The 20,117-nt window shown below is 50.8% G+C and carries 10 protein-coding genes; 1 reads left to right on the top strand and 9 read right to left on the bottom strand.

What is annotated here, in order from left to right; genetic code table 11:
• Window positions 1–158 precede the first annotated feature (158 nt).
• The 3 genes from QZQ08_RS07975 to QZQ08_RS07965 all read right to left on the bottom strand — a co-directional run bounded on the left by QZQ08_RS07975 (window position 159) and on the right by QZQ08_RS07965 (window position 5,547).
• The gene (locus tag QZQ08_RS07975) at window positions 159–1,703 is read right to left on the bottom strand and encodes an AbgT family transporter (RefSeq protein ID WP_296330524.1); all 1,545 of its coding nucleotides are present in this window, start codon (window positions 1,701–1,703) and stop codon (window positions 159–161) included.
• A 617-nt stretch (window positions 1,704–2,320) separates the two neighbouring features.
• The gene (locus QZQ08_RS07970; protein ID WP_296330527.1) at window positions 2,321–3,868 is read right to left on the bottom strand and encodes an AbgT family transporter; all 1,548 of its coding nucleotides are present in this window, start codon (window positions 3,866–3,868) and stop codon (window positions 2,321–2,323) included.
• A gap of 134 nt (window positions 3,869–4,002) precedes the next feature.
• Window positions 4,003–5,547, bottom strand: coding sequence for an AbgT family transporter (locus QZQ08_RS07965; RefSeq protein ID WP_296330521.1), 1,545 nt, complete (start codon window positions 5,545–5,547; stop codon window positions 4,003–4,005).
• Window positions 5,548–5,731: 184 nt separating this feature from the next.
• Between QZQ08_RS07965 and QZQ08_RS07960 the strand changes: the two genes are divergently transcribed.
• Window positions 5,732–6,382, top strand: a complete 651-nt coding sequence (locus QZQ08_RS07960) for a nuclease-related domain-containing protein (RefSeq protein ID WP_296330517.1) — start codon at window positions 5,732–5,734, stop codon at window positions 6,380–6,382.
• Window positions 6,383–6,822: 440 nt separating this feature from the next.
• Here QZQ08_RS07960 and rpoC read toward each other — a convergent pair whose 3' ends face one another.
• From rpoC to rplU, 6 genes are all read right to left on the bottom strand, one after another.
• A complete protein-coding gene (gene rpoC / locus QZQ08_RS07955; RefSeq protein ID WP_296330515.1) occupies window positions 6,823–10,833 on the bottom strand; it encodes a DNA-directed RNA polymerase subunit beta' in 4,011 nt (1,336 codons plus the stop codon).
• A gap of 16 nt (window positions 10,834–10,849) precedes the next feature.
• A complete protein-coding gene (gene rpoB / locus QZQ08_RS07950; RefSeq protein ID WP_296330512.1) occupies window positions 10,850–14,581 on the bottom strand; it encodes a DNA-directed RNA polymerase subunit beta in 3,732 nt (1,243 codons plus the stop codon).
• 516 nt (window positions 14,582–15,097) lie between these two features.
• Entirely contained in the window at window positions 15,098–18,742 is a 3,645-nt protein-coding gene (locus tag QZQ08_RS07945) for an autotransporter outer membrane beta-barrel domain-containing protein (RefSeq protein WP_296330508.1), read from the bottom strand.
• Between the two features lie 225 nt (window positions 18,743–18,967).
• Entirely contained in the window at window positions 18,968–19,258 is a 291-nt protein-coding gene (rpmA, locus tag QZQ08_RS07940; protein WP_016459987.1) for a 50S ribosomal protein L27, read from the bottom strand.
• A gap of 5 nt (window positions 19,259–19,263) precedes the next feature.
• Window positions 19,264–19,590, bottom strand: coding sequence for a ribosomal-processing cysteine protease Prp (locus QZQ08_RS07935; RefSeq protein ID WP_296330498.1), 327 nt, complete (start codon window positions 19,588–19,590; stop codon window positions 19,264–19,266).
• A 3-nt stretch (window positions 19,591–19,593) separates the two neighbouring features.
• Window positions 19,594–19,905, bottom strand: coding sequence for a 50S ribosomal protein L21 (rplU, locus tag QZQ08_RS07930; RefSeq protein ID WP_296330496.1), 312 nt, complete (start codon window positions 19,903–19,905; stop codon window positions 19,594–19,596).
• Between the last annotated feature and the right edge of the window lie 212 nt (window positions 19,906–20,117).

Genomic DNA, 20,117 nt, shown 5'->3' with positions numbered 1-20,117 from the left:
CAAGGGTTCGCTATGGATTTTTAAGTGTTCAACTTAATTATACAATCCGCCAAAAATTTGAAAAAAGTAAGAAAGGCTCTTCCCCACCCTGCTTTTTTCAGGAAAGCAGGAAAAAGCGCCGAAGCTAAAGCTCCAGCGCTCAGGAATAAACAGGGCTCTTAAAGGATGCCACTAGGCAGCTGCATCGTAACGCCCGGTCCAATGGGAAGGCCCAAAGTCATCCAGACAATCAGGAAAATGATCCACGCAACCTGCAGGCAGACAGCAATCGGAATCAGATTTGAGACAAGGGTCCCAATGGCCGCTTTAGGCATATATTTTTCCTGTGCCACGGAAAGAATCATCCAAAGGTAGGGATTCATCGGTGTAAAGCAGTTTGTTGGCGAGTCGCCCAGTCGGTAAAGCAATTGCGTAAATCCAGGGTGATATCCCAAAAGCATGAACATCGGCACGAAAATCGGTGCGAAAATAGCCCACTTGGCAGATCCGGAAGACATAAAGATGTTGACGAGACTTGTGATGATAATGAAGACGACACACATGGGGAGTCCTGTAAAGCCAACCGTTTCGAGGAAATCAGCACCTGAAATGGCAAGGAGGGTTCCCAGATGGGTCCAACTGAAGAGGGCTTGGAATTGACCGCAGAAGAAGCAGAAAACGACGAATGCACCCATCCCGCTCATTTGATGGACCATCGCTTTGTTGACATCCTTGATGCAGGTGAAGGATTTTGTTGTCACGCCGTACGTAATGCCAGCCAAGCTAAACATGATAAAGAGAAGGGGAATGAGGCCCTTAAGGAGCGGAGAACCAACAAAAGTATGTCCATCCTTAGAGAGGATACCCGAGAAAAAGCCAACAGCCAAGATGGCAATATAAAGGACAATGACCAGACCCGCACGGTTAAGTCCCTTGATTTCGAGTTCCGAGACACCGCCCAGTTCCTCATCAGCACCGGGCCCTTCGTATTTGCCAAAGCGTGGCTCTACGATTTTGATGGAAACAAGGGCAATCATGAAAGCACAAAGGAAAGTAGAGACAAACATAAAATACCAGTTGCACGTTACGTCTACAGCAAAGATTCCCGCTTTGCCAAAGAACCCATCAATGGCTTGGTTCGTAAGGCCTTGCAGCAGGGAATCGGTTCCGGCAATCATGAGGTTAGCGCCAAAGCCCGCTTCCGCGCCTGCAAAACCGACCATCATCCCAACAACAGGATGCTTCTTGACACCGATATAGGCAACAGCCGCAAGGGGCGGAATGACAACCATGGCCGTATCGGACGCAATGTTGCCGCAGACGCCAAGAAAGGCAACGATAAAGGGAACGAGAGAGGGCGGTACATTCTTCATGCTGCGGCGCAGCAGCGCGGAGAGCATGCCTGATTCTTCACAAAAACCAATGGCAAGGGTCATGGTAATGACAAGGCCCAGCGGTGCAAATCCGGTAAAGTTCTTCACCATCGTCGTGAGAAGCCACTGGATGCCTTCTTTTGTAAAGAAGTTCTGGGACGCCACCAGTTTGTGAGAGGCCGGGTTTTCCAGTGCGAATCCGGCCTGGGTGCAAATTGCCCCAACAATGGCCGTAATCACAAATAAAATGCCAAATAAGATGGCAGGAGGTGGCAATTTATTGCACACCCGTTCGACCGTATCCAAAAAACGGTCGAGGAGACTTGCTTTTTCTTGCAGCTTCTTTTCCATGTCTTTTAAGTTCCTCCTTTGATGGATCCGCAGGCAATTGCTTCATCGGCGGAGGATCCGTGAGGGTCAGGGCGAAATTTCCTTGGATTGACAGGGAATCCATAAGGTAAGGGTTCAGGGAAAAACGCGATGGCGATTCCTGGATCGCAGGGCGAATCAGACTTTTGAAGAAGGTCAGCGCCTTTCATATTGTCTGCGCAGTACGAAAAAATAAAGTGCATGATGCTGAAATGATGGGTCATTTCGTTTTTGATTCTGTATCTATTATAACAGATTTTTATTTTGTTATATCATATTTTCCTTATTTTTCTATTAATTTGTCCTTTTCAAAGAGACATTGTATGAATTCTTTTCAAAAATTATTCGTCTTTCCCGACTTCCTTTTTTATATTCATTCAGCCATCATTGATTATATAATTCTTTCAATTTTTGGCAATTCATTCCATTTTTATCAATTATTGTAATCACTATACACGGATTGCCTTTTTCTGCCTTCCTCTACTCCTCTTTTTATAGGCCATTTTATCATCGATAAAAATAGCTAAAAAAATCACTGCCCTGCAAAATGTTCGCAAGGCAGTGCACACGATAGGAAATCTAAGACAGATTATATTCCCTTACAAAATCCCTGGCGGCAGCGTCGCACCGACACCGGGGCCAATGGGGATTCCCAGGAGTGTCCAGGCGATGAGGAAAATGATCCAAATGAATTGGAGGGCAAGGCCCAAGGGAACGAGGCTGGAGACGAGTGTCCCAATGGCGATATCAGGCATATATTTTTCCTGGGCCACGGCAAGGACCATCCAAAGATAGGGCATAACGGGAGTAAAACAGTTGGTCGGCGAGTCGCCAAGGCGATAAAGGAGCTGGGCATAAGCAGGATGATATCCGAGCATCATGAACATAGGGACAAAGATTGGTGCGAAGATGGCCCATTTGGCAGAACCGCTTGACATAAAAAGGTTGATAAGCGCCGTGATGAGAATAAAGGCCACGCTGAGGGGAAGTCCTGTAAAACCGATTTCCTGGAGCAGGTCCGCCCCTTTGATGGAAAGGAGGGTTCCCATATGGGTCCAGTTAAATAGGGCCTGGAACTGACCGCAGAAAAAGCAGAAAACGACGTAGGACCCCATGGCACTCATTTGTTTGACCATAGCTTTGTTGATATCCTTTAGACTTGCAAATTTTCCTGTGGTGAGGCCGTAAGCAATGCCGGCTGCACTGAGGACAAAAAAGAGAATGGGAATGAGTCCTTTAAGGAGCAGGGAGCCCACAAGGGTATGGCCATCTTTGGAAAGGATGCCTGTAAAAAAGCCTGCCATGACGATGATGACGAAGATAAGAACGACAAGTCCCGCGTTTTTTATGCCGCGCTTTTCCGCTGTCCCGATTTCAGCGACGGTCTCCCCTCCCACGGCCCCTTCATAGGTCCCAAAACGGGGTTCTACAATCTTTTGGGAGAGCCACCCGATCACGAGGGCGACAAGGAAGGTCGAGGCAACCATAAAGTACCAGTTGCAGGTAACGTCAACGGCAAAGTCCTGGTTTCCCAAAAAGCCCTTGATGGCTTCGTTTGTCAGGCCCTGCAGCAGGGAATCCGTACCGGCAACCATGAGGTTTGCCGTAAAGCCTGCATTTGCACCGGCATAGCCAACAATCATACCAGCCACAGGATGTTTCTTGACGCCTAAATAAACAAGGGCACCCAAGGGCGGGATGACCACAGCCGCGGTATCAGAAGCGATGTTGCCCAAAGTCCCGACAAAGGCAATCAGATAAGGGACGAGAGCTGGCGGTACGCGGCGCATGGATCGATTCAGCAGGGAAACCAAAAGCCCTGATTCCTCGCAAAAGCCAATGGCCATGGTCATGGTAATGACAAGGCCTAAGGGAGCAAAGCCCGTAAAGTTCTTCACCATATTTGTGAGGAGCCACTGAATACCGGCCTTACTGAAAAAGTTCTGAGCCGTGACGATCTGGTGGGTGGCCGGGTTTTCAAGGCGCACTCCCATTTCCGTAAAGAGGACACCCAAAAGGGCGGTCAGGACAAAGAGCAGGCAAAAAAGAATAGCCGGGGGCGGCAGCTTGTTGCAGCCCTGTTCAACAAGGTTCATGAAGGCCGCAAGGGCGCCTTTTTGTGAAGTTTTTTTCTGGTGCTGTATCATCATCAATTCCTTCCTTGTGTCATAAAAATATCCGGCAAGGCACGAAAGCTCCGCCGGATGTTCGAAAAGTGCAGTACTTTTTTAAACTAGAGAGCGTACGGGTAGATATTTTTCCAAAAGGAAAGTTGTTTCAATCAGAGGATGCCTGGAGGCAGCTGCATGCCAACGCCCGGTCCAATAGGAAGACCCAAGGTTTCCCAAACGATGAGGAAAACGATCCAGGCAATCTGAAGGACGATGGCGATAGGAATCATGTTGGAAATAAGGGTCCCAATGGCAATGTCAGGCATGTATTTTTCCTGGGCCACGGAAAGGATCATCCAAATGTAGGGAGACATCGGGGTAAAGCAGTTCCCCGGAGAGTCGCCCAAGCGGTAGATGAGCTGGGTAAATCCAGGATGGTAGCCAAGGAGCATGAACATCGGAACGAAGATCGGAGCGAGGATGGCCCACTTGGCAGAGCCGCTCGAAACAAAGATGTTGATGAGGGCCGTAATGAGGATAAAGGCGATGCACATGGGCAGGCCCGTAAAACCGATTCCTTTGAGGAAGTCAGCCCCGGAAATCGCCATGAGCGTGCCCAGGTGGGTCCAGTTGAAAAGAGCCTGGAACTGACCGCAGAAGAAGCAGAAAACAACGTAGGCGCCCATACCGCTCATTTGCTTGACCATCGCTTTATTGACATCCTTGACGGATTTGAAGCTGCCCGTCGTGATGCCATAGGTAATGCCGGCAATACTGAAGAGGAAGAAAAGAATCGGAATGAGGCCTTTGAGGAGCAGCGAACCGACGAGAGTGTGCCCGTCTTTGGAAAGAATGCCTGTAAAGAAACCGACGGCAAGGATGACAATATAGATGACAACGGCAAAACCGGCACGATGAAGGCCTTTTACTTCAAGGGGTGTCACTTCCTGGATGGTTTCGTCTTCATCTTTGCTGTGATACACAGGGAACCGAGGTTCCACGATCTTGGTTGAAACAAGGCCAATCACAAGGGAGCACAGGAAGGTAGAAGCAATCATGAAGTACCAGTTACAGGTGACATCAACAACGAATTTCCCAGGCGTACCAAGGAACGCATCGATGGCCTGGTTCGTAAGGCCCTGAAGCAGGGAGTCCGTACCAGCAATCATGAGGTTTGCTGTAAAACCAGCCTGGGCACCGGCATAACCGACAATCATCCCAACAACAGGATTCTTCTTGACACCGATGTAAACAAGGGCAGCCAGAGGTGGAATGACGACCATGGCCGTATCGGAAGCAATGTTGCCCACCGTTCCAAGAAAAGCAATGAGAAACGGAACGATGTTAGGCGGTACGTTCTTCATACTGCGCCGCAGCATGGCAACAAGCATGCCTGATTCTTCGCAGAAACCAATGGCCATGGTCATGGTGATGACAAGGCCCAGAGGCGCAAATCCGGTGAAGTTCTTCACCATGCTGGTCAAAAGCCACTGGACGCCTTCTTTGGTAAAGAGGTTTTGGGAATAGACGACCTTATGGGTCGCGGGATTTTCAAGACCAAAACCAGAGAAGGTAAAGAACATCCCAACGAAAGCCACGATGAGAAACAGGATACAAAATAAGATGGCAGGCGGTGGCAATTTGTTGCAGACACGTTCAATCGTGTTGAGGAACCGGTCCACCCGGGACAGTTCCTTTTCATTTATTGCAGCCATAATGAGTCCCCCTTTAGATAGAATGAGTGCGCTGTATGAAAACCCCGGACGGGGAAATCATCTTTTTCAGAATTTTGGTACATATCCATTATATCATTGGAAAGGAGCCGCGCCTAGTAAAAACTAAGAAAGGCTGATATAATGGACCATGTAAAAATTTCTCCCTACAAAAAGGAGTCTGGTCATGGAAGACGTTGTCATCAAGATCCTTCCAGATTTTACAATCTGGAAGCTGCATAGTTTTAAAGAAATCCTTCTTTTTTTCCTCGTACTTGCGACGGGCCTTATTGTGTTCCGCTGGAAATGGCTCCAGATGAAGAAAGCCCGTACACCGGAAATGGCTATGAAGCGTGTCAAGAAGGCCATCAGGGATGGGTCCCATAAAAAGGTTTATTTCTTTGTGCCCCCAAAGGGCAGCCTTGCTGGCGTCGATCTCATTGCCCTTCTTCCGGGGAAGGCACTGCTCCTTAGAGTCATCCATAAGGGCTACCGCATCTACGGTCATGATCAGGATTCCACGTGGCGCGTGACGGATAACGCGTCAAGTCTCATCGTAAAAAATCCTGTACGGGCCCTCAAAGAATCCGAAGCCGTCTTTAAGGAAACTCTGGCAAAAGAAGGCACTCCCCACGTACAGGTGGAAACCATCGCCGTCTTTGCCGATAACTACGCCGAGCCATCGTTTTTTACGGAGGAAGACGTCCTTCCTCACCTAGCTTCGACGCAGACGCTAAAAAAAGAAGTCCAGCGGATAGTCAAAGAAAAAATGACGCCGGTTCCGGAAGGACTCAAGAAATCCTGCCTGAAACACTATGTACCTGCAGATGAAGGATAAGAAATAGGATTACCACGACAAGGGAGCGGAGGCTCCCTTTTTTGATGGAAAAAGCTGTTATATTATGAACATTAAACGCTTCTTTATTTATTTTGTTCATAATTAACATTGGTCTATTTATACAACACAAAAGGTGCCATTGTCAAGGGATTAGGAGAAATATTACGGACAATTTGAAAGTATATTGTATGCAATATGCAATCATTATGGAATTGTTTAAAAAAGGAAAGGACGAAAAAAGAGGATAAAAACAGGATAAAAAGTAGGTCAACGGAAAAATAAACAATGGGTATTGTTCGGATAATAAGAAAAGCCCCAAAGGCACGGACCCAAACCGCCCCCTATAGGAGGCAGCGTCGCTGCCTGTACAGTCTCTTTACTCCACCAAATACAAAAGCCGCGAAGAAACTCATATTTCTTCGCGGCTTTTCACTTACAGCTTATTCATCAGCATTTTCGCTGTCCATACTCTCCTGCACTTCATCGGGACGATGGAGTTTGAGCTGGATATTGCGGTATTTGGGCATGCCCGTACCTGCCGGGATCAGCTTGCCAATGATTACGTTTTCCTTGAGACCAAGGAGCGGATCGACTTTGCCTTTGATGGCAGCATCGGTCAGGTTTCTCGTCGTTTCCTGGAAGGAAGCGGCCGACAGGAAGGAATCCGTTGCCAGAGAAGCCTTGGTGATCCCGAGGAGGATCGGATGTCCCTGTGCCGGTTCCTTGCCTTCTGCCATGACTTCATCGTTTTCATCTTCAAATTGCGCGATGTCCACAACGGAGCCCGGCAGCATCTTCGTATCCCCAGCATCGTCAATGCGATATTTACGCATCATCTGACGGACCATGACTTCAACGTGTTTGTCGTTGATTTCAACGCCCTGGGATTTATAGACACTGAGGACCTGCTGTACGAGGTAGTGGCGCGTAGCGGCAGGACCGCTGATACGCAGGATATCGTGCGGATTGAGGGAGCCTTCGGTCAGGCGGTCGCCCACTTCCACATGATCGCCATCGGCAATATGGAGTTTGGCCCCATAAGGGATATGGTAGGAATCTTCCGTGCCATCTTCGCGGGTAATGATGACAAAACGGCCATCTTCCTTTTCCTGGACACTGACGGTCCCTGCCGATTCGCTGAGGATACCCGGATGTTTCGGTTTACGTGCTTCGAAGAGTTCTTCGACACGAGGAAGACCCTGGGTAATATCGTCAGCACCGGCAACGCCGCCCGTATGGAACGTACGCATCGTAAGCTGGGTACCCGGTTCCCCGATGGCCTGGGCAGCAATGGTCCCGACAGCTTCGCCGATTTCGACCTTGCGGGCCGTGGCGAGGTTGCGGCCATAGCACTTACGGCAGACACCAAAGTGGGATTTGCAGGTAAGGACGCTGCGGATCTTGACTTTTTCACGGAGGCCGGCGATGACATCAGCCATATCTTCTGTGATGTAGTCATTGATGTGATAAAGGACGTGACCATCCTTGTCTTCGATTTCTTCGGCAAGGGTTCTGCCCACGAGGCGGTCGCGGAGGGATTCCAGGACCGTGCTCTTGTTCTTGCCGGCCGTAATGGCTTCAACGTAGATACCGTCAACTTCATTGTTGCGGATACTCAGTTCCTTTACCGTACCATTATCAAGAATGGTTTCGATGAGCTCTGCCGTGAACTTATCGCCCTTATGGCCAAGGACTGTTCCTTCCCCATCAAGGATATCTTCCGCCACTTCCTTATCAAGGAAGTGATGGGTCATATGTTCACGGAAAGCCGTCTTGACCTTGTCTTCGCTGACGTTGATGGCAAGCGTCTCAGCGTCTTCACCATTTTCTTCATCGAGCGGATACAGACGGATTTCCAGGACCTTGGCAGCAAGGAGACGGTCAAAGACATCTTCCGTAACCACCGTATCGGCTTCGGCAATGATGGAATCATCGTCAGTAAGGACGCTGGAAGCAAGGGTACGGCCTACGGCATATTCCTTCAGCTTGCGCTGGCTGGAACCAAGAACGTTCTTGCAGAAACGAGCCCGTTCACGGACGAGGTTCATGTTCGTTACGTCGCAGTCATCTTCACGGACGATGACATCTTGGGCAACGTCGACAAGGCGGCGCGTAAGGTACCCAGAGTCAGCCGTTCTAAGAGCCGTATCGGCAAGACCTTTACGGGCACCGTGCGTGGAAATAAAGTATTCCAATACGGTCAGCCCTTCACGGAAGTTCGATTTGATCGGACGGTCGATAATGCGGCCCGACGGGTCAGCCATCAACCCACGCATACCAGCGAGCTGACGGATCTGCTGTACGTTACCGCGGGCACCGGAGTTGGCCATCATGAAGAGCGGGTTGAACTGATCCATGGTGTTCTTCATCAGGGCATCGGCAACATCTTCCGTAGCCTTGTTCCAAATGTCGATGACTTTGCGGTAGCGTTCGTCTTCACTCATCAACCCACGGCTGAAGAGGCGTTCGACCTTATCGACTTCTTTTTCAGCAGCCGCAAGGATTTCGCCCTTTTCCTTCGGGATTTCGATATCCGAAGCGGCAATGGACAGACCGGACAGACAAGCATTGTCATAACCGAGTTTCTTGACTGTATCAAGGACGCGGGCCGTGCCAAAGTTCCCGTAAAGTTTATGGGCCTTGGCGACGAGGCGGCCCAGTTCCTTCTTGTCAATGAGTTTGCCAAGAAGCCAGGTCCCATCTTCCTGCTTGGAATAGTACCGCATTTCAAGCGGCAGTTCGCAGTTATAGATGATATTGCCCATACTCGTCGTGACAAGGCTTTCGCCTACGTCGGACGGTTCAGGATAGATTTCGGAGTTGGGGACACGGACCTTGATCTTAGCCTGGAGGGCGATGTCCTTATTGAAGTATGCCAGTCTTGCTTCGTCAAAACTGATGAAGGAGCGCCCTTCCCCTTTGGCCCCTTCACGGAAAATGGTGAGATAATACGCACCCAATACCATATCCTGCGTCGGAACGGTGATAGGTTTCCCATCTTTTGGAGCCAGGATGTTATTGACACTCATCATGAGCACACGGGCTTCAGCCTGAGCTTCGGCGGACAGCGGCAGATGGACAGCCATCTGGTCACCGTCAAAGTCGGCGTTGAAAGGCGTGCAGACGAGCGGATGAAGTTTAATGGCGCGGCCTTCGGACAGAATCGGTTCAAAAGCCTGGATGCCCAGACGGTGCAGCGTCGGGGCACGGTTCAGCATGACAGGGTGTTCCTTGATGACTTCTTCCAGAACATCCCAAACAGCATCCGTTGCGCGTTCGACCATTCTCTTTGCGCTCTTGATGTTTGTTGCCGTGCCGTTTTCGACAAGGCGTTTCATGATAAACGGTTTGAAGAGTTCAAGGGCCATTTCTTTCGGCAGGCCGCACTGATGCATCTTCATTTCAGGACCTACGACGATAACGCTTCGGCCGGAGTAGTCGACACGTTTACCCAAAAGGTTCTGACGGAAACGGCCCTGCTTCCCTTTGAGCATGTCAGAAAGGCTCTTTAAGGGGCGCGTGCCAGGACCCGTCACGGCGCGGCCGCGACGGCCGTTATCGATAAGGGCATCGACAGCTTCCTGGAGCATCCGTTTTTCGTTCCGGACGATGATGTCCGGAGCCTGCAGTTCCTGAAGGCGTTTCAAACGGTTGTTGCGGTTGATGACGCGGCGATAGAGGTCGTTCAGGTCGCTTGTGGCAAAACGGCCGCCATCAAGCTGAACCATCGGACGCAGGTCCGGCGGAATGACCGGAATGACATCCATGATCATCCATTCCGGCTTGTTGCCGCTCTTGAGGAAGGCTTCGCAGACATCGAGACGGCGCACGATGTTGCGTTTTTTCTGGAGGCTCGTCTCCGTCTTGAGAGCTGCCCTCAGTTCCTTCGTCAGTTCTTCAACGTTGATTTCGTGGAGCAGTTCCTTGATGGCTTCGGCACCAATGCCGACACGGAAGGTATCTCCAAATTCATCCAGTTTTTCCTGGTATTCGGCTTCTGTCAGGAGCTGCTTTTTCGTCAGGTTTGTATCGCCCGGATCAAGGACGATGTAGCTTGCAAAATAGAGGACCTTTTCAAGGGCACGCTGACCAATATCAAGGATGGCGCCCATGCGGCAGGGAATCCCCTTGAAATACCAGATGTGGGAGACAGGAGCAGCAAGCTCAATGGAGCCCATGCGGTCACGGCGGACTTTTGCCCGCGTGACTTCGACGCCGCACTTGTCGCAGACTACGCCTTTATAGCGGATGCGTTTGTACTTACCGCAGTGGCATTCCCAGTCCTTGGTCGGGCCAAAGATGCGTTCGCAGAAAAGGCCGTCCCGTTCCGGTTTCAAGGTTCTATAGTTAATCGTTTCCGGCTTCGTGACTTCACCGTGAGACCAGGAACGGATCTTTTCCGGGGAAGCCAGGCCGATTCTCATAGAATGAAATTTATTTACGTCCAACAAGAGCACTCACTCCTTCCTACTCTTCATCAGAGCCGCTGTCATCGCCTTGGGAATCATCCATTCCCATGTTGCCGATATCGGCAATGACATCAAAATCGCTGTCTTCCGTCTGGTCTTCATCGGGGCTCACTTCTTCGTCGCTATTGGTGCGGCTTTGGGCTTGTTCCCCGGTGTTGGCAGCCGTGGAGACCTTGCCGGACATATCCATGTCAAGCTCGCGGGCAATATCGCCCATTCCGATATCTTCATCCTCATCGTCAAGATCGATTTCATCATCATCTTCATCGAGGACGCTTACATCAAGACCGATTGCCTGCATTTCCTTGACAAGAACCTTGAAGGATTCAGGAACACCCGGTTCAGGGATATTTTCACCCTTGACGATGGATTCATAAGCCTTTACACGTCCAACAACATCGTCGGACTTCACGGTCAGGATTTCCTGGAGGGTATAGGCAGCGCCATAAGCCTCGAGGGCCCATACTTCCATTTCACCGAAACGCTGTCCACCAAACTGTGCCTTACCACCAAGCGGCTGCTGGGTAACAAGGGAGTACGGACCGGTAGAACGTGCATGGATCTTATCGGCAACGAGATGGTGAAGCTTGAGGTAGTAGATGCAGCCAACGGTAACAGGGTTGTCAAAAGGTTCCCCTGTACGGCCATCATAAAGGACAGTCTTGCCGCTGGGATCGACACCAGCCGCTTCGAGGGTACGGGCCATATCGTCCTGACGGGCCGAGTCAAAGACCGGAACCGCGACAGGAACAGCGCCATCCACCGTTTCCGGCATGCCCAGTTCATCAAAATCATAGCCAGCTTTGCGCAGGTCTCTTTCGACGTTGGGGTCATGGTTATCAATGCGCATGCCCAAAGCGGTTGCTGCCCAGCCCAGATGGACTTCAAGGATCTGCCCAATATTCATACGGCTCGGTACGCCCAAGGGGTTCAGTACGATCTGGACCGGTTCGCCGTTAGGCAGGAACGGCATATCTTCGCGCGGCAGGATGCGGGAAACAACACCTTTGTTTCCGTGACGGCCTGCCATCTTATCGCCTTCGCCGATCTTACGTTTTTGAACGATGCTGACACGAACCTGTTTATTGACGCCAGGCGGCAGTTCATCGCCGTTTTCACGGGTAAAGACTTTGACGGAAATGATGATCCCGAATTCCCCATGAGGAACGCGGAGGGAGCTGTCACGGACTTCACGTGCTTTTTCAGCAAAGATGGCACGGATGAGGCGTTCTTCGGCAGAAAGTTCCGTTTCCCCTTTCGGCGTGACTTTACCAACGAGGATATCGCCAGGGCGGACTTCAGCACCAACACGGATGATCCCGTCTTCGTCGAGGTCCTTCAGGGCATCTTCGGAAACGTTCGGGATATCGCGGGTAATTTCTTCCGGCCCCAATTTCGTATCACGGGCATCACAGTTGTATTCTTCAATATGGATGGAGGTAAAGACATCTTCCTTGACGAGGTCTTCGCTGAGGAGGACGGCGTCTTCGTAGTTGTAGCCTTCCCAAGGCATATAGGCAGCAATGGCGTTGCGGCCAAGGGCGAGTTCACCATGATCTGTTGCCGGTCCATCAGCAAGGACCTGACCTTCTTCGATCTTATCGCCTTTAAAGACGATGGGTCGCTGGTTGACGCAGGTACTCTGGTTGGACCGTTTGAATTTCAGGACATTGTATTCATCGATGCCTTTTCCATCATCACGGGTGATGAGGATCTTGTCACCGCTGACATACTTGACCGTACCAGCATGTTTAGCCAGGATGCAGACACCGGAGTCAACAGCGATCTTATATTCCATCCCCGTACCAACAACAGGTGCCTTTGGATTGAGCAGAGGCACAGCCTGACGCTGCATGTTCGCACCCATGAGGGCACGGTTGGCGTCATCGTTTTCAAGGAAAGGAATCAGGGCAGCTGCAATGGACATAACCTGTTTAGGCGAAACGTCCATGAAGTCAACCCGTTCCGGCGGAATCGCAAGGACTTCGTTCTTATCACGGCAGGTGACGTGGGTATTCACAAAATGGTTGTCTTCGGTCAGCGGTTCGTTGGCCTGGGCAACAACATAGTTATCTTCTTCATCAGCCGTCAGATAGACAATTTCATCGGTAACGCGCTTATTGACCTTATCGACCTTGCGGTATGGGGTCTCAATGAAACCATACCGGTTGATCACGCCATAGGCGGCCAGGGAACCGATTAGGCCGATGTTCGGACCTTCAGGGGTCTCGATTGGGCACATACGGCCGTAATGGGAAGGATGGACGTCACGGACTTCATAGCCGGCACGTTCACGGGAAAGACCGCCAGGTCCCAAAGCAGACAGACGGCGTTTATGCGTCAGTTCGGCAAGCGGGTTGTTCTGGTCCATGAACTGGGACAGCTGGCTGCTGCCGAAAAATTCCTTCACAGCCGCAACGACCGGACGAATGTTGATGAGGGCCTGCGGGGTGATGACGTCAGCATCCTGGATGGTCATGCGTTCACGGATGACACGTTCCATACGGGACAAGCCAATGCGGAACTGGTTCTGCAGGAGTTCGCCAACGCAGCGGACACGGCGGTTGCCCAGATGGTCGATATCATCTTTGCCTTCCATGCCATCAATGACGTTCAGGAGATAGCCAAAGGAAGCAATGACATCGGCCGGCGTAATGGTCCGTACGGAAGCTTCAATATCCTTTGTTACGATCATGCGTTCCGCATGTTCTTGGAACTTGACGTAGACGATGGCATAGCCCTCATCGGCAAAGATACCGCTCTTTTCGATGGTATCGATTTCAGCATCGCCAATCTTCGTCCCTGCAGGAAGGACCACGGCCCCTTTCGTACCATCCGGGTTTTCAGCGCACAGGTCTTCGGCAAGGGTCTTGCCATGAAGGCGATGACGCCAGCCCAGTTTCTTATTGATCTTGTAACGGCCGACATTTGCCAGGTCATAGCGGCGATTGTCGGAGAAAAGATTATAGATGAGCTGTTCCGCGTTTTCAAGGTTGGCCGGTTCGCCCGGACGCAGCTTCCGATAGATTTCCAGAAGGGCATCATCTTCATTTTTTGTTGTGTCCTTGGCAAGGGTGGCCACAAGATAAGGATGCTCCCCAAAGACACTGATGATATCATCATTTGTCGGCAGACCCATAACACGCAGAAGGGCTGTAGCAGACAGTTTGCGCGTCCGGTCCACACGGGCATAGATGATGCTGTTGAGGTCGGTTTCATATTCAATCCAGGCCCCGCGATTCGGGATGACAGTGGTCCCGTAGAGGAACTTGCCCATCGGATCCATATCCTTGGCATAATAGACACCAGGGCTGCGGACAAGCTGGCTGACGATGACACGTTCTGCCCCATTGATAACAAAGGTCCCCGTATCGGTCATAAGGGGGAAATCGCCCATAAAGACAGTCGATTCCTTGATTTCGCCCGTATCTTTATAAAGCAGACGGACGTCTACGTTCAAAGGAGCCGCATAGGTTGCATCTTTTTCCTTGCAAGTTTCGATATCATACTTCGGATCACCGATGGTAAAATTCTCAAAACTCAGTTCCAGACTGTTCGTAGCATCCTTGATGGGTGATACGTCCTGGAACGCGTCATGAAGTCCTTCCCTGATGAACCACTCATAGGATTTTCTCTGCAAGTCAATCAGATGCGGCATCTTCAGGACTTCTTTGATTCTGGCATAGCTGTACCTTTTACGGTTGCCATTATGAACCGGCTTGAACAACATATGGGTTCTCACTCCTTTACATCCTGCAGGTTTTTCAACACAAAAAAACAAGGCCCACAATCAAAATGAATCTTTGATTAGCCTTGTAAAAACCAAGTTCCCTCAGTCAGCATTTCGTGCTCCTCTCAACCAAACGATCGGAACGCGATGTCCAACCACTGAGCACTCGCGAAACCTTATAATCCTGCTAGTAAATAAAATTTCATGGACTGATATTGTACCATGTATTTTGAGTTATTGCAAGGAATTTTAAGCAAAAATAGTTATTTTGCAAGAGTCATAAGGCACGGCGCCAAACCGTATCCCTTCGGGACTGGGCGTCAAATGGATCCACACAATAACCCGTTCCAAAGTCCGGTGATGGAGCATCAGCTCCCTTCGCAGCGGTTTTGGACCATGGAAGGAGACGCACAAAAAAGAGACAGGAAAAAGGCCTGTCCCTCTTTGAAATGTACCCTCTTTACCGGACACACAGTAAGGAGGGTACATTTTGTCTTTCTGTCTCTTTTTTCTTCATTAAAAATGATACTGCAAGCCCACGTTCCAGCTCCAGTCCTTATCAAAGCTAGCACCGGAACCCCGTGTGACTTCGCCGTAAAGGTCCAAGGCCTCCGTGACTTTCACGCAGGCGCCGAGGCCATATTCAAGCCACGTATCACGATAGTCATCATGGATGGTGAGGCGGTCGCTGCCATAAGCGAATGTATCCTCTAAGGCCCCGCCAAAATCATGGTACCAATCAGCCCTCACGTACGCACTTATTTTCTCATCTTCATAGCCCGTCCGGATCCCAAGACGGCTCACAGCCGTACGGACCGTATCAGACTCGACGCTGACACCGCTTGCCTCGGCAAAGGACTCCCGTTTCAGCCAGCCTGCAGTAAGCTGTACTTCCGGCGCCAGGAAGAACCCCTTCCCCAAAGCTTTTTTCACGCCATATTCGGCGCCCAAAAGGGCGCCCGTGGCATCATAGGAACCAGCGTGACGCGCACCAAGGCCAGTATAACGATAATCATTGGCAAAGCGCTGCAGTTTGAAGCTAAAGTCCCAATACTGACCATCCTTTTTAAGAACCGTATCATAAAGGCCCAAGGTATAGCCCTTGAGGTCACTTGTGCCATGGTCATAGGACGCGTCGCCTTCAAGGTAGGAAAAGCCAAGACCCTGCAGTTGGCGTCCCTTCTCCGTTTCGTGGTCGTAGATATCGCAACCCACTTCATAACGATTTGCTTTGACAGTGCTCCCAAATTCGCCGTCATGGCTGAGCTTGCTGCCGCCCGTACGGGCCCAAATGCCATGAAGGGTTTTGGGCTCTGCTGCAGCGCCTCCTAACCGGCGGGTCAGGGTATCCATTTCCCCGCGCCACAGCAGATAGTCCGTCGTTCTTGCACCGGCAAGGCCGGCCACAGTTGCCGTGTGATGCCCATTCAGGGTTTCCTTTTTCTCCACCCAATCAATATAGATGTCGCTTCCATCGTCCGTGGCCTTTTCACCCAAATGGAGCGTGACAAAGTGCAAAGGCTGCTCTTCCGTATCAGAAAGAAGGCCGACGGAAGAAAGACTGGTGCCCATCGTATGAGCAATAACCGTCCCTTCAATGGCATTTGTCCAGTACACATTGGGATTTGTCTTTTCAAGGGAAAGGGTTGCCTTTTGGGTAAAGCCCTGCGTAACCGTAAGCGTATCGGCACCATAATTTTGGGTCGGATCCACATCAAGAAGAACCGTGCCATTCTCATTGTTATAGGTCCCGATGGTCAAAGTTTCGCCGCCCTTGCCGTCTTTCAGGTCCAGGACACCATTCTTCCCGTCGTAGGTGCCGATGGTAAGAGATGCATCCCCAGCAGGACGAATGATGCTGCTCTCTGAATGGACAGTCGCAACTGTACTCGTCCCCGTATTCTTCCAAAGGGCGCCTGGTTTGAGAGTGACCGTCATCGTACCGGCTTCGTCTTCTGCCCTTCCCGTAAAGGTGCCCGTTACGCTGGCCGAAAGGATTCCTTCCTCTGCCGTCTTCAGGGTGCCGTTGAGATTCTTTGCGCTGATATCGGTCGAGCCGCCATTTTTTGCCGCAATGCCTGCTGCCGCATCGATGGTCTCCCCCGTAAGGGTAAGGGCAGCCTCCTCACTCAGCGCCGCCGCTTCCTTTTCAAGAGTGACGGTCCTTGTCGCCGCAGAGCCCACATCGACTTTTCCGTACGCATTGACTGCCTCTTCCGCCGTGATTTCCTGTCCCCAAACGGTCGTTCCGCCAGCGCCAAAAGCATCGACACGACCTCGGAGCGTGGTCTCTTCTGTTTGATCTGAACCAACCCGCGTCCTTCCCTGGGAATAAAGTGCGGCGTCTTCACCGGTTGCCGTGAGGGTCACGGTCTTTCCATTGAAGGTTACATCCGCGTCCTTGTTGACCTTCGTCGTGCCTTCAACACTTACGTCTGCCGTTTCCGTTCCAAAGGTCGTTTGGGTGCCCTCAGCAGCTATGACAGCGGCCCGCTGGTCCAATCCATTAAAATCATCCACGCTATCGCTGCCCCGCGTGATGACCAGTTTTTTCGTTGCCAGAAGCTCACCTGTAGACCCGCCTGTCGCAGAATAACCTTCGGCCGTAATGGTATCCGCCTTGATGGATAGGCTGCCGCTATCATTGAGCATAATGGACCGGACAGTAGGATTGGCCGGCGCGGCATTTTGGATATTGACCGTTTCCGCTTCCATTTGGAGGGTTGTCGTCTTGTTACTTGCCTTATTGCGGTAGGTGCTGATTGTCTCGACGCTAATGGTCCCTTTATGTCCGTCTTTATCCACAGCCTTCATGATAAGTTCTGTATTTCCGCCCTTTATTTCACCAGCGGAAATGTTGGCTCCCTGGAACATAATGGAAGAATCGTAGGAACTTACAATATTTCCCGATGCCGTAAGGTCCCCACCGGAAACGATGGAGATGGTCCCGCCATTTGCGGAAATTGCGGCAGGTGACCCGTAGGAAGGTTTCGGCGCGTCAATTGTCACATCGCCGCCCGCCGTAATGGATACACTGGCTTCCTTGGTATAATAAGATGGCTGATTTGTCATCACCGTTCCGTAGATAGTTACGTCATTGCCCGCTTCCACGGTGAGTCTTCCTGAGCCGCCGATGCGGCTCTTACTTTCTTCTGCCTCTTTGCCAAGGGTCATGTCCTTTGCCCGCAGGGTGAGTGCCGAACCGGATTGATCCGTATTCATGACGTCAATAGAAAGCTTATCTACCTTGGCGCTGCCAATGGTGCTTTCGCTCGTTCCCAAGGTATAGACGCCGTCAAACTGCATGGTGCCGCCCGTTGCCTTGGAGCCAAAACTTACATCACTGTCCTTCGTGGAAAGAACCGTATTTTTGACATCAAACCGGGCCGCACCGTCAATGACAACACGGGACGGATTGTTTGTTCCAGTTTCAAAATTATACCCATCGAGCGACCGGATTTCCCAGCCGTCCATAGAAACGGTGCCGCCGTCCGTCGTAAAAGATGCACTCCCATCCTGGACATAGAGGGTGGCCTTATTGCCGCTTCCGTCACTGGGGGCCTTGAAGTCCAGCCCTTCTTTGGCGTGGACATTGACGGACGAGCCGCCAAAAATCTGGAAGGCCGCTTGGCCGCCCCTGACCGGCGCGACTGTCACCGTTCCCGCATCGATGGCAGCCTGAACGGCACCGCCGCCATTAGGAAAAGCTCCAATTCCTTCGAAGGTCACGTTGCCAGTCGCTTTGGCTTCAAAGGCGGCACCCTTTACCAGGGAAACCTGGTTCAAGGTCATGGATTCCGTATAGCCCGCGTCACCAAGGGAAATCTTCTTTCCTTCGGAATAGACGGAAATACGGGAGCCACTGGAAAAATCGGCACCGATGGTCATATTTTTCCCATGGACGGCCACGTCGGATTGCTGGGTGCTGATTCCCTTTTGGATAGTCACGGTTTCCGTTCCCGTGCTGTTCCCAACGGTCAGTTCCCCTGTGTAATCGTTTTTATAGGTCTCACCTGTAGCGGGATCGGTCCATTCCCAGTGCCAGCCATTGATACCTTCGGCCGTGATGTCGCCGTCATCAGTCGCACTGACCTGATCCGGGCCCGCGATGGTACCGTACGTATGTTCCTCCGCATAGACGCTGCCTGTGTAAAGGCTCAAAATGACAAGGGCGGCTAAGATTCTGCAGCATGATGTTTTTTTCGATGCATGGTGGGACTCCTCTCCTAGTAACTACGTATAATTTGTTATTTATCTATTCTTTTTTATATAATTGTATCATAGATAACCATATAACTAAATGGCATATCTCAATTTCTCTTTTTCCCCATCTTTTTGAGATAAAAAAAAAGACCGCCGCCTAAGCAGCAGTCTTTCATTTTGGAATTAAGCTTCCGCTTCAACAGGAACGATGCTGATGATGCGGCGATCCTTACCCCATCTTTCAAAAGCGACTTTACCGTCAACCTTTGCGAAAATGGTGTAATCCTTACCCATCCCAACGTTTTTCCCCATATGGAAACGGGTACCACGCTGACGGACGATGATGGAGCCAGCCGTTACAAACTGACCATCATGAGCTTTCGTGCCCAGACGCTGAGCGTTGGAGTCACGACCGTTGTGAGTGGAACCAGAACCTTTTTTATGAGCGTGTAATTGCAGGATTAATTCGAACACTAAACTCACCTCCTGTGTTCCTCGATAGCCAGATAGTCGGAATATGCCTTTTGAATGCCCTTCAGTCCTAGGACCATGGTCCGCAGGAGGACTTCGGTTTTGTCATCGGGCGCATCAACCAGTCTGACGCAGAGCAAGCCGTTTTCTTCGTCGACGCTGTAATCCAGCGTACGGGAAAGGACCTGCTCCATCCCAAGTACCGGGACCTGGGATGTGAGGGAAACCATGGCACACACTTCGTCAAATCCCTCTGGATTTGAATCGGCATGGCCCGATACACGGTATTCCCTGATCTTTCCTTGATCATCTTCGTAAATATCGACTTTGATCATGGCTTATGCTTCGATAGAAGTAATTTCAACGCGGGTGAAGGGCTGACGATGACCCTGGCGTTTGCGATAGTTGCTCTTTGCTTTGTATTTGAAAACAAAGATTTTATCAGCTTTGCCCTGAGCAGCAACCTTTGCAGTGACTTTAGCGCCTTCTACAGTCGGTTTGCCAACCTTGACATCCCCATCGTTTACAACGGTCAGGACGTCATCGAAAACGACTTCGTCGCCTTCCTGGACGTTCAGTTTTTCAACTTCCAGGACATCCCCTTCGCTGACACGATACTGTTTACCACCAGTACGGATAATAGCGTACATTCAGATGCACCTCCCTCATTCCAAGACTCGCCGAATACGGTACTCCTTCCGGAGTTTTCGGAACCTCTCCGGGCGGTAGTGCTAAAATTAGATTCAGCCCTATAAATTTACTATATGAAGGGGGAAAAGTCAAGTCATTTTGGGCTTTCTTTCCTCGCCCGAATTGCAATAATAAGTTGAACACCCGGCGAACCTTCATGCAGTAAGTGCTG

The sequence above is a fragment of the uncultured Acidaminococcus sp. genome, from assembly GCA_900538365.1.
Taxonomy (GTDB): domain Bacteria; phylum Bacillota; class Negativicutes; order Acidaminococcales; family Acidaminococcaceae; genus Acidaminococcus.
This window is presented reverse-complemented; position numbering and strand designations above follow the sequence as displayed.

What these genes read in the sequence shown, in the direction of transcription:
- QZQ08_RS07975 (WP_296330524.1), bottom strand. Translation starts at nt 1,703, where the DNA reads ATGGAAAAGAAGCTGCAAGAAAAAGCAAGTCTCCTCGACCGTTTTTTG.
- QZQ08_RS07970 (WP_296330527.1), bottom strand. Translation starts at nt 3,868, where the DNA reads ATGATACAGCACCAGAAAAAAACTTCACAAAAAGGCGCCCTTGCGGCC.
- QZQ08_RS07965 (WP_296330521.1), bottom strand. Translation starts at nt 5,547, where the DNA reads ATGGCTGCAATAAATGAAAAGGAACTGTCCCGGGTGGACCGGTTCCTC.
- QZQ08_RS07960 (WP_296330517.1), top strand. Translation starts at nt 5,732, where the DNA reads ATGGAAGACGTTGTCATCAAGATCCTTCCAGATTTTACAATCTGGAAG.
- rpoB (WP_296330512.1), bottom strand. Translation starts at nt 14,581, where the DNA reads ATGTTGTTCAAGCCGGTTCATAATGGCAACCGTAAAAGGTACAGCTAT.
- QZQ08_RS07935 (WP_296330498.1), bottom strand. Translation starts at nt 19,590, where the DNA reads ATGATCAAAGTCGATATTTACGAAGATGATCAAGGAAAGATCAGGGAA.
- rplU (WP_296330496.1), bottom strand. Translation starts at nt 19,905, where the DNA reads ATGTACGCTATTATCCGTACTGGTGGTAAACAGTATCGTGTCAGCGAA.